Genomic DNA, 11990 nt, shown 5'->3' on the forward strand with positions numbered 1-11990 from the left:
TATCATGAGAGTTTCAAGTAACCAATTCCACATGCAAAGTTTTTCAGCTATCGAGAAACATCAAAACTCAGTGTTAGATATTCAAGAAAAACTTACGACTGGTAACCGAGTCAATCGACCTAGCGATGACCCTGTCGCAACAAGTCAAATCCATTCGTTGAATAAAGCGGTTAACACCATTAGTCAATTTGAAAAAAATGGTGATTTTGCCAAGTCGCAACTTTCTTTGGAAGAAACACAGATTTCGACTGCAGTTGATTTGACTCAAAGAGCGCGTGAGTTAAGTATTCAAATGATGAACGGAACTTATACGGCAGGCGATAGACAAACGACGGCACAAGAGATTGATCAAATTATTAAACATTTGAGCGGCATCATGAACAGCAACAACTCAGAAGGGGAGTTGTTGTTTGCAGGAAATAATGTGGATGCAACAGCTGCTTTTGTAGCTGACCCTGCTAATTCTGGTGCTCTACAGCCAGGTAATGAGTATTTTGCTTATATCGGGAGTGCAAATGCCGGGGCGCAATTTGATGACAGAGCTAATTTTGGGTCGCGCTTTGTTCAAATTGGGTTTGATAACGATCAAACAGCTGCTCCGGATGATAAGGGGGACTCAAGTCGTGTTCGAATCACGGATAATGGGGCTAAAGTGTTTAATATCCCAGGCGGGGCAACTTCTTTACCTCCTGGTGTGGACCCGAACTTATTGAATGTTTTGGTGGGTTTGAAAGATTCGCTTGATCAGGGTAATCCTCCGCCAGATGCGGTGGCCGATGATTTATTATCAGCCGTAAAAGGCTTGTCTAAACAACAAGCTGAAATAGGCAGTCGACAAAATCGTATTCAAACTCAGTTCGAGGCAGGGCAGACTTTTTCAATGGCTTTGCAAGAAAGAAGGGTCAATATTGAAGAAATGGATATGGTGGATGGTATTTCAAAATTGAATATGCGTCAAAATGCGTTGCAAATGGCGCAGCAGGTCTTTTCTAAAGTACAAGGCATGTCTTTGTTTGATTATTTAAGGTAAGACAAAAAGGGAGAAGCCTCTCCCAAAACTGGATACTTTTCTCTCTAAAAATCGTTTTTGAACGATGTTGGCGTTTAAATTGCTTTTCCTCTGTTTAATTAAGAGTTTTTAACTAAATTTTGACAGAGGATTAAAGTGTCATTCCATAAAACCATTTCTTATTTGATTGTCGCTTCAATGATTCTACTGGGTGTCAGTAGCGGTCTGATGGTGTCTTTTGAACAATGGGTAATTGTGCAAACACAGGCAAAGGAAAGCACTCCTTCAATGCACCTACCTGTTGAGTCGGGCATTCGTCATATGGTGTCTTCAATGCCTAAAAAGCAAACTGCTGTTGAACCATTTAAGGCAAAGCCTAATACTGGTAAATCCAAAATAAATGATCCCTTTCAACCTTCTTCATCATTAGGTGAAAAGCAAAATATTGCTCACTCATCGAATCAGTCAAGCTCATTTAAGCCTACTTTGGTAAACCTCTCTCAAATACAATCTGCAACGCGATTGCACCCAGTTTTAGTAATTTATAAAGATGAGTTGGTAATTGAATTTCCGAAGGCGATTGCTTCGACTAAAAATATTAAAAATGCCGTGAGCCGAGTTTTGTTGCTCAGTCACCCTTTGTCGGATCATGACCTATTGTCAAAAGACAGTCTCGTTTTGTCTGAAAAGCCTTATTTTTATCGTAGAGCACTCGACCAACATAAACAACCTATTCGATATCCCAAGCAGGCTTTTGATTATGCAAGTTATTTGATTGAACATCACGCTGAAGAAATTAAAGATGAAGAGGGAGAGTTTATTGCACTTCATATTCCACTAGTGGAAAGTGGGTTAACAGGCCCTGCAAAAAACTACCAGGCCTGGGTGAAAGATTATGCGGATGAGTTTGATGTGCCGCCTTCTTTGGTGTATGCCGTGATGGAAACGGAAAGTGCTTTTAATCCGCGAGCGGTCAGCCGATCAAATGCCATTGGATTAATGCAGCTTAAGCCAGAAGCGGCGGGGCGTGATGTTTATCAATACATAGATGCAAAGCCCGGTCAGCCAAGCCAAAACGATCTGTTCGACTCCAAGAATAATATCCGTATGGGAACGGCTTATCTGAGTTTGCTAAAACACGATTATCTCTCTAATATAGTGGATGATAAAATTAAGCAAATGGTCACCATTTCTTCTTATAATGGAGGCCTAACCACGGTACTTGGGCTGTTTGGTAATACTCCGGAAAAAGCGGTTGAACGTTTGAATAAAATGAAACCAAATCAAGTGTATCGTAAATTACGCTATGATCATCAATCGGATGAAACACGCCGATATTTAGATAAGGTCTTAAAGGCGGAAACCAAATACCGAGCGTTATTGAATGAAGTTTAAGTAACGTACATATAAGGGAGAAAGTGTTAAATGGTAGATCAGTACTGGCAGGGCAAGCAGGTTTTGGTGACGGGAGCAGATGGATTTATAGGGTCACATTTAACCGAGCAGCTGGTCAAAGCAGGTGCGAAAGTTCGAGCGTTAGCACTGTATAATTCATTTAATTCTTGGGGGTGGTTGGATCAGTCTCCTTATCTGGAGGAAATCGAAGTGGTGTCGGGTGATGTGCGAGACCCGTTCTTATGCAAAAAAATTACCCAAGATTGTCACACGGTGTTTCATTTAGCCGCACTGATTGCCATTCCTTATTCTTATGTCGCGCCTAATTCTTATGTCGAAACCAATGTGAATGGGACTTTAAATATGGCGCAAGCTTGTCTTGATAATAACGTAACACGTTTTATGCACACTTCCACCTCGGAAATTTATGGCACAGCGCAATATGTGCCTATTGATGAAAAACATCCTTCTCAGCCTCAGTCACCTTACAGTGCCAGTAAAATTGGTGCCGACGCTATGGCAATGTCGTATTTCAATGCGTTTGAAATGCCGGTTTCAATTGCGCGTCCATTCAATACTTACGGCCCAAGACAATCTGCCAGAGCGGTCATTCCGACCATTATTACGCAAATTGCCAATGGCATGAAAGAAATCAAACTAGGGGATACGTCCCCAACGCGAGACTTTAATTTTGTGACCGATACGTGCCGAGGCATGATGGCGATTGCCGAGTCTGACAAAACGATTGGAGAGACCGTTAATATTGGATCGAACTTTGAAATTTCTGTTCAAGACACTTTGGACATGATTAAAGATATTATGCAATCCGATGTGGTGTTTATCACAGATGAGCAACGCCTTCGCCCGAAAGACTCGGAAGTGTTTCGTTTGTGGTGTGATAATACATTGATTCAGTCCTTAACGGACTTTAAACCGCAATACAATTTACGTACAGGACTGGAAGAAACGGTTCGCTGGTTCCGAAATGCTGATAATTTAAAACAATATAAAGCGGGCATTTACAATGTCTGAAATGACGTCTCAGTCTTATGATGCCTTGTTGAATTTTATTCGAAAGCATTATGAAACGTTTTCGAAAGAAGAGGGGGGGATTCCATTACACGCTCCTTGTTTTGATGAGGCTGAAAAATCAACCGTAGTGGATTGCATTGACAGCACCTTTGTCTCTTCTGTTGGGCAATATGTTGAGCAATTTGAAACTGATTTGGCTTCTTATACGGGGGCAAGTCATGCAGTGGCTGTCGTTAATGGCACCATGGGGTTATTCCTAGGGTTAAAAGTTGTGGGGGTGGAGGCTAACGACTTGGTATTAACTCAGTCGTTGACGTTTGTGGCCACGCCTAATGCCATCAAGCTTTGCCAGGCCGATCCCTTATTTTTAGATGTTTCTCGTAAAACAATGGGCTTGTCTCCCGAAGCATTACAGCAGTTTCTAGCAACTGAAACGCACACGCATCAAGGTGACTGTATTCACACGCAAACGGGACGGCGTATTTCAGCTTGTGTGCCTATGCACACGCTCGGATTCCCATGTGAAATCGATCGCATTGTGGAGATTTGCCACCAACATCATATTAAGGTGGTGGAAGATGCAGCTGAAAGTTTGGGGAGTTTTTATCGAAACCAACATACCGGCACGTTTGGTGATGTCGGCGTGTTTAGCTTTAATGGTAATAAAATCCTCACTACCGGTGGCGGAGGCATGTTGGTAACAAATAATTCTGATTTGGCGCAGCATGCAAAGCATTTAAGTACCACGGCCAAAAAGCCACACGCTTGGTATTTCGAGCATGATGAAGTGGCATACAACCTTAGAATGCCGAACCTTAATGCTGCCTTAGGCGTGGCACAACTCGGCAAGATCAATAGCTTTTTAAAAGAAAAGCACGAGCTGGCACAGGGCTACCAAGAAGTCATTCAAAAACAGCCAGGCCTGGCTGTTTTTAGTGATGACAACAATGAGAATATCGCCCAATCAAATTACTGGTTGAATGCTATTGTTTGTCAAAATGCTGCCGAAAGAGAAGCTTTTTTGGCGCTAACAAATCAGCAAGGCATTCAGACGCGCCCCTTATGGACGCCTATGCATCAACTTGAGATTTACCAGCAGGCTCCGCGAGCAGAGCTACCCAACACAGAATGGTTTGCAGAGAGAGTCGTGAACTTGCCGAGTGGCATTCGGTGTTCAGGAGTGAAACCGTGAACAAAACCCCTGTTTTATTGATTGGCGGCGGCGGCCATTGTGCTTCAGTGATCGATGTGATTGAAGCAACCCAACAATATGAGATTAAAGGTATTGTTGAAGCAGAAAACGCCCAGAATACTTCTTTACTGGGCTATCCAGTGATTGGAACAGATCAAGATTTAGATGGTTTGTTACAAGACACACCTCATTGTGTTTTGACCGTGGGTCAGGTGAAAACGGCTGTACTCCGTCAAATGTTATTTGAAAAAATAAAGCGTCATGGCGGCATTTTACCAACCATTATCTCACCATTAGCACGTGTTGCACACTCTGCTAGATTAGGCGAAGGGTGCGTTGTCATGCATCATGCATTAGTAAACAGTTTGGCCTGTATTGGTGATAACTGTATTATCAACACTCAGGCTCTAGTGGAGCATCATGCCTTGGTTGGAAATCATTGCCATATCTCAACTGGGGCGATATTGAATGGGGCGGCTGAAGTGGGCGATAATTGCTTGGTGGGCAGTGGCGCGATTTTGTTGCAAGAAGTTAAAGTGGCATCGCAAACAGTATTAGGCGCTGGAGCGATGGTAACCAAATCGATTCACGAAAGTGGTATCTATATTGGCAATCCCACTAAGTTACATCGGGGACTTAAAGATGGCGAATAATTCGGCTGGATCCGCGTTTATTATTGCAGAAGCAGGGGTTAATCATAATGGCGACTTGCAAGCCGCGTTACGTTTAATTGATGCCGCTGTGGAAGCGGGAGCCGATGCCGTTAAGTTTCAAACCTTTAAAACCCAGGCATTGGTTTCAAAACAGGCCAAGCAAGCGGACTATCAAACACAAAACACCGGAAAACAACAAAGCCAATATGAGTTACTACAATCCTTAGAGCTTTCAGAGCAGGACCATAGAGTCATTATTCAACATTGTCTGAATTCTGATATTGAATTTATGTCAACCGCCTTTGATGATGAGAGTATTCGTCTGTTACATCAATTGGGGATGACGCGCTGGAAGATTCCATCAGGGGAGCTTTTGTCAGTTCCTTATTTACGAAAAATTGCTGCTTATAATCAGCCGACAATTCTTTCGACGGGTATGGGCAATATGGAAGAAGTTCAATTTTCAGTCGATACGTTGTTAAAAGCCGGCTTAGAGGCTAGTAATTTAACAGTATTGCATGCGAATACCGCTTACCCAACACCATATGAAGATGTGAATTTAAACGCCATGCAAACATTAAAGAATGCCTTGAATTTGCCAGTTGGCTTGTCAGATCATTCATTGGGTATTGAAGTGCCTATTGCCGCAGTAGCAATTGGGGCGACGATGATTGAAAAACATTTCACCTTAGATAAAAACTTGCCGGGCCCAGACCATAAGGCCAGTTTGAATCCTTCAGAGTTGAAATCGATGGTAAGTGCAATTCGACATGTTGAGCAAGCATTAGGGCATGGCGAAAAAAAGGTGTCTGCTTCCGAATCCATGAATATTGCCGTGGCGCGTAAGCGCATTGTTACATCTTGTTCTATCCCAAAGAATACCGTTTTTTCGGAAAAGAATATCACACTCAAGAGAAGTGATTCTGGGGTGTTTGCAACGGAATGGGATCAGGTGATCGGACAAAAAGCAGCGCGGGATTATCAGGAAGATGAAGGAATTGAGCTTGCCTAAAAAAGTCGCTATTGTGACGGCAACCCGTGCCGAATATGGTTTGCTGTCGAACTTGATTAGAGCAGTTAATGCGCATTCTAAATTAGAGTGCCAGCTTTTAGTGACTGGAGCGCACTTGGTTTCTGAGCAAGGTCTAACCGTTGAGCAGATTCGAGAAGATTGCGTTGAGATTGCAGCTGAAATTCCGATTTTGCCGAAAACGACAACAACTGATAATGAAAGTGTGATGTTATCGGATGCCGTCGCAGAAGCGACATCCGGTTTTGCACGGACGTTTTCACGTCTTAACCCCGATTGTGTGGTGGTTTTAGGCGATCGATACGAGTTGTTGGGAATTTGCTCGGCGGCTTTGTTAGCACATATTCCAATTGTGCATATTCATGGCGGCGAAGTGACCGAAGGTGCAATGGATGAAGCCATTCGTCATGCGGTCACGAAAATGGCGCATTTGCATTTTGTAGCGGCCGAGCCTTATCGCCAGCGTGTGATTCAAATGGGCGAACAACCACCGTGTGTGATTAATGTCGGCGCTCCCGGGTTGGATGTGATTCAAACAACAGAGTATTTATCTAAAAAAGAGCTGAGTGATTTTTTGGAAATGACGTTAACGCCCCCACTCTTTTTAGTGACTTATCACCCCGTCTCTTGGGGAGAAACAGCCGGCATTACAGCGCTGCATAATTTGTTTAAAGCCATTGAACAGTTTCCGGAAGCCACCGTCGTTTGGACGGCGGCCAATACCGATGCTACCGGAGCTGAGCTCAATCAACACGTAAAACAATGGATATCAACCACTCAGATGAATGCAACATTTGTTTCTTCTTTAGGGTCCCAGCGTTATTTGAGTTTGATGAAAGTGTGCGATGTTGTGTTAGGCAATTCTTCCAGTGGCATTATTGAGGCACCCGCCATGGGTGTCGCAACAGTCAATATTGGAGAGCGGCAAACGGGCCGTCTTCGATCACCATCTGTCATTGATTGTGGTGAGCAGCAGCAAGACATTACGCAGGCTTTAGAGCACAGTTTAGCGCAAGAGTTTAAAACGATAACGGCACAAAAAGTATCCTGTTATGGCCAAGGTAATAGTGCCAAAGAGATGGTAGAGCAACTGGAAAAAACACTGTTGTCTGAAGAGGCCTGTTTGGGCGTGAAGTCTTTTTATGATTTACCCTTGAATATAAATGAAAGCATTGACGAGAAGGGAGAAACAATATGAATCTTTTTGACTGGCGTCGTATTGCCGTAGATGAAGCGGTAACGGTTAAAGAAGCCTTGACGGTGCTTGATAAAGAAGCGCTGCAGATTGTTTTGGTGACCGATCAAACAGGCTGTTTGAAAGGTACCTTAACGGATGGTGATGTCCGCCGTTCCTTGTTGAAAGGAGGGGGAATTGATGGGCCGGTTGTAGAGGCCATGAATTCAAACCCTATCGCAGGTATTGAAAGTCAGGATAAGATGGCATGGAAAAGAAAGATGTTGGAAAAGTCGATTCGACATCTTCCGATTGTGAATGCTGAAGGTGTGATGGTTGGGCTTTACTATGACAAAGCGGAAATTCAAAAACGTTTGAATCCTGTTGTACTGATGTTGGGCGGGTTAGGAACCCGCTTACGTCCTTTAACAGAATCGATTCCCAAACCAATGCTTAGAGTAGGAGACAAACCCATTTTAGAAACGATTGTGACGCACATTGCGGAACAGGGGTTTGTGAACTTTTATTTTTGTATTAACTACCTTGGAGAACAAATCCGAAGTTACTTTGGTGACGGGAGCCAATGGGGCATCAATATTGAGTATGTGGAAGAAGAAGAGCGCCGAGGAACCGCTGGGGCTTTGAGCTTACTGCCTGAACAACCTGCGTTACCTTTTATTGTGATGAATGGAGACTTGCTGACCAAAGTCAATTTATCGAGCTTACTGGATTTTCATGAAGAACATCATAATATTGCAACCGCCTGTGTTCGGGAATATGCCCAGCAAGTGCCTTATGGGGTTGTTGAAATAGAAGGGGCGCATGTAACTCAGTTGGTTGAAAAGCCGGTTTATCGTTATTTTGTTAATGCTGGAATCTATGCACTCTCGCCAGAAGCGATGGAAAAAGTTCCTGAACAAGCTTTTTACGACATGCCAACCTTAATTGATGAAGTGTTGGCTGAAAAAGGGAATGTCGGCGGATTTCCAATTACTGAATATTGGATGGATATTGGTCAGATGCCCGATTTTGAGCAAGCACAGGCCGATTATGAAGTGCATTTCCAAAAAAGAAATGCTAATACCTCTCATCCAATTACATGAACAGAAATACGATAACGGAAGCATGCATGTCTAAAGAAGCACAAAACGACTTAAAAATTTTAGGACTGGTGCCAGCCAGAGGCGGTTCAAAAGGTATTCCAAAGAAAAACCTTTTTCCTATTATGGCCAAGCCATTATTGCAGTATACCTTTGAAGCTGCAAAAGAGAGCGGGGCGCTGAATAATATTCTGATTTCTTCAGAAGACGATGAAATTTTACACTTTGCTCAGTTGCATGGTATTGATACACGGTATCGACGCCCACAAGCGCTTGCAACCGATCAAGCCAGCACGGCGGATGTCGTTCTGGATGTGTTGGCGTGGTTAGAACAGATGGGAGAGTTTCCCGACGTATTGGTGTTATTGCAGCCGACATCCCCGTTACGGTCGGCAGAGGATATTAATCGAGCCGTTCAGCGTTTTATCGAGTTGGGCGTTGATTCCATGGTCAGTGTTCATAAAATGGTTGAGCATCCTTTTAAAAGTATGCATATGCAAGAGGATGGCAGTTGGCAATATTTGGCCAGGCCTGATCAAAAAGCCCATCGCAGACAAGATTATGATGGCAATTTTTTTACGGTAAATGGGGCCTTTTATATTGTTAAGCCAAGTTGGTTTAGGCAGCAAAAAGCGTTTGTGGTTGAAGGCGAAACGGCTTTATTTGAAATGAGCTCCATTGCTGGAATTGATGTCGACGAATTGGTTGATGTTTTTAAAGTAGAAGCTTATTTAAAAATGTTAGCAAAATAAACGAATGGAAGAGAAGTAATTATGACGGTATTAAATGCGCCCAAACAGAATGCTTATGGCGAAGAATTTTATGAAGAGTTAAATGGTAAGATCTTTACAAACTCTTCGAGTAAGACGGTTTTTGAGCGTTATTTTAAGGATTCATTTGATGTTGAGTATCAGTTAAATTTAATTGTGGGAACGGACTCTGGATTGTTACCCAAATTTATTTACGAAAAATATCGAGACAATAAAAAAGGTCGCGAGTTTGTTTTCTTTGAGCAACCGGAAGTCATTGAAAAATTCGATTTTAGTTATCTACCTGATTGGATCAGCGTTCAACCGGCGGGTGTTGATCTGAAAGAACTCAGCGCAAACTGGATTGAATACATGATGACAAAGCGCATTGGACTGTATAAGTCCATTGCCGTTATTGATGAAATCTCGACAGAAATAAAATCACTTTGGGTTTTGATCAAAGATCAATATTCTCGTCTGCAATTCAGCGATTTAGCCAACAACCACACCAAACCATTTGTTGAAGCGCAGCTAAAAAACTTTCCAAGAAATAATTTCCCCATTCAACAAATTAAAAACCGTTTAAAAGGCCAAAAAGCCATTATGATTGCAGGCGGTCCGTCTCTTGATCAATCGATAGAATGGATTAAAGACGTGCAGGATTCTTTTTTTATCTTCGCCGTTGGTCGCGTTTCCAAAAAATTGTATCAAGCTGGAGTGACCCCCGATTTCATTATTTCGGTTGATCCGCATGAATTGAGTTATGACAACAGTAAGCAAATGTTTTACTTTTCTGAAGAAAGTATTTTGTTGAACTGTTTTCACATCGCACCTCGGTTGTTAAGTCAATGGTCTGGTATCTCTTGCTATTTTGGTGAACTCTATCCTTGGGAAGAAGCCAGTGGAAACTCCACTTCACCTGGCCCAACGGTGCTTCACAGCGCGGTTGTTCAAGCCGCATATTTAGGGTGTGATGAAATTTATCTCACCGGTGTCGATTTATGTTTTTACAATGGTCAGACACATGTTTCCGGTACCGCTGAATCTAATGTCGGTAAGCTCGGTATTAAGGATTTGTCTAAAGTATTGACGTACAGCGGCGAGGAAGCCGAAACAGACATTCCTTTTGCTCAAGGGGTTATCGCATTAGGGAGTATTGCGACTTACTTACAGGAAACGCGTGAAACGAAGTTGTTTAATTTAAGTCAAAACGCGGCAAAAGTTGAAAACATTGCATATCGTTCACTTGACGATATTTCTCTACCCGAAGGTGGGAGTCAAGCAAAGTACCCAGTGTTGGAACAGCTAAAACTTGAGATTAAGTTTTCATTGCCCGAAATGCAGACAATTCTTAAGAATAAGTTAAAAGAGATGCAGTCTGAAAGGGCTTTAATTATCTCTGCACAGTCCATTCTGACCGATGCGATTAAAAGCATAAAACAATATCAAAAAGACTTTAATGCGAAAGCGTTGGCTAAAGCTCAAAAACATCGCCTAAAGTTAGAAAAGAAACTGGAAGAGCAAGCAATGATGCTCTTTTATTTTGGGTACAGTTATTTTTCTCAAGTAATGAAGCCAGTCGAGGACAGTTCTAATTTATCTGACGATGAAATCGCACACACATTATCTACTTATTTTGATGGAATGAAAAAATCGGTTAAAGATTTCATTGTGTTGATTGATGCCGTCATTACTGAAATCAAGTTTATGCAGAAAGAGTTTGATGATAATTCTTTACCTTGTGAATTGGAAACGGTTTGGGAGCAGCATAAAGAATTTGGGCGAGGAGAAGTTTGGACTCGTTATCATGTGGGGGCACCGACTGCAGAGCAACAAGATTGCCTGGACAGAATGCAAGAAAAGTTCTATGAAGACATTTCTACTGAGCATACTAAGCAAGCGCAAATGCTCCAACGAAAAGCTTATGGCGTGACCAATTTGATTGACAAAATCAAAGAGGCATTTGAACTGGGTAATGTCCAAGAGTTGAAAGCGCTAATGGAACCAGTGCAAACCCTTAAAAACCCCATCGATCAGTTAGGGCTGTCTAATTTTATTGAAGCGTCAATTGCCACGATAGAGGCTCCTGAATCCGCTATTGAGCTTTATGAAAAAAATGAACATCCTAAATTGCAGGTGTATATAAAGAGTCAATTGTTGCCGACGTACATGAAAACAGAACAGCATGATAAAGCGCTTAAAACCTTACAGGATTTATGTGAACTGTCAGCAGACTACATGATTCCGTATGCCGATTATTTGAATATTTTAGGAAGACCTGACCTGGCCACTGAAGTGGCTTTAGAGCTCTTTAGACAAGAGCAAACCAATTTACCGGCATTAATCAAAGTCGTACACTATGCACATAAAGCAGGTTTAAATGATGTGTTTTCAGACGCCCTGTCTGTCGCACTTTCGATGGATCCTTTTCATCCAGAATTGCAAAGTTACATACAAAAATAATTTCTAAAAGCTGGCTAGGTGTTCGTTGCCTAGCCAGTTACTCATTATATTTCCCTCTAGTTTTAAATTTATTACGTTCCTCCAACGCTAAAATCTTGTTTTCTTTTGCCACTTTTAATGGCCTTCTGACCCCATAAATAGCGGGTTTTTATATTTTTTCTTAATTTTTATTGTTTTTTTCTAAAGAAATATC

At 42.2% G+C, this 11990-nt stretch carries 10 protein-coding genes; all 10 read left to right on the top strand.

Annotated features, from left to right (window positions below):
* Positions 1 to 4 precede the first annotated feature (4 nt).
* The 10 genes from flgL (at position 5) to P8629_RS07980 (ending at position 11797) form a co-directional block, all read left to right on the top strand.
* The gene (gene flgL / locus P8629_RS07935) at positions 5 to 1030 is read left to right on the top strand and encodes a flagellar hook-associated protein FlgL (protein WP_278165592.1); all 1026 of its coding nucleotides are present in this window, start codon (positions 5 to 7) and stop codon (positions 1028 to 1030) included.
* A 135-nt stretch (positions 1031 to 1165) separates the two neighbouring features.
* Positions 1166 to 2404 (top strand): murein transglycosylase domain-containing protein, encoded by a 1239-nt coding sequence (locus P8629_RS07940; protein WP_278165593.1) that lies wholly within the window; start codon positions 1166 to 1168, stop codon positions 2402 to 2404.
* Between the two features lie 30 nt (positions 2405 to 2434).
* Positions 2435 to 3436: an NAD-dependent 4,6-dehydratase LegB gene (locus P8629_RS07945; protein WP_278165594.1), complete on the top strand. Its 1002-nt coding sequence runs from the start codon at positions 2435 to 2437 to the stop codon at positions 3434 to 3436.
* Entirely contained in the window at positions 3429 to 4628 is a 1200-nt protein-coding gene (locus P8629_RS07950) for a LegC family aminotransferase (RefSeq protein WP_278165595.1), read from the top strand. The genes P8629_RS07945 and P8629_RS07950 overlap by 8 nt, the downstream gene beginning before the upstream one ends.
* On the top strand, positions 4625 to 5281 hold the full coding sequence (locus tag P8629_RS07955; protein WP_278165596.1) for an acetyltransferase: 657 nt from the start codon (positions 4625 to 4627) through the stop codon (positions 5279 to 5281). The genes P8629_RS07950 and P8629_RS07955 overlap by 4 nt, the downstream gene beginning before the upstream one ends.
* Entirely contained in the window at positions 5271 to 6293 is a 1023-nt protein-coding gene (gene neuB / locus P8629_RS07960) for an N-acetylneuraminate synthase (protein WP_278165597.1), read from the top strand. Before P8629_RS07955 ends, neuB begins: the two co-directional genes overlap by 11 nt.
* A complete protein-coding gene (gene neuC, locus P8629_RS07965) occupies positions 6286 to 7509 on the top strand; it encodes a UDP-N-acetylglucosamine 2-epimerase (protein ID WP_278165598.1) in 1224 nt (407 codons plus the stop codon). Before neuB ends, neuC begins: the two co-directional genes overlap by 8 nt.
* Positions 7506 to 8588: a nucleotidyltransferase family protein gene (locus tag P8629_RS07970; RefSeq protein ID WP_278165599.1), complete on the top strand. Its 1083-nt coding sequence runs from the start codon at positions 7506 to 7508 to the stop codon at positions 8586 to 8588. Before neuC ends, P8629_RS07970 begins: the two co-directional genes overlap by 4 nt.
* A gap of 26 nt (positions 8589 to 8614) precedes the next feature.
* A complete protein-coding gene (locus tag P8629_RS07975; RefSeq protein ID WP_278165600.1) occupies positions 8615 to 9337 on the top strand; it encodes an acylneuraminate cytidylyltransferase family protein in 723 nt (240 codons plus the stop codon).
* A 21-nt stretch (positions 9338 to 9358) separates the two neighbouring features.
* A complete protein-coding gene (locus P8629_RS07980; RefSeq protein WP_278165601.1) occupies positions 9359 to 11797 on the top strand; it encodes a 6-hydroxymethylpterin diphosphokinase MptE-like protein in 2439 nt (812 codons plus the stop codon).
* Positions 11798 to 11990: the final 193 nt, after the last annotated feature.

This window comes from Hydrogenovibrio sp. 3SP14C1, assembly GCF_029625905.1.
GTDB lineage: Bacteria > Pseudomonadota > Gammaproteobacteria > Thiomicrospirales > Thiomicrospiraceae > Hydrogenovibrio.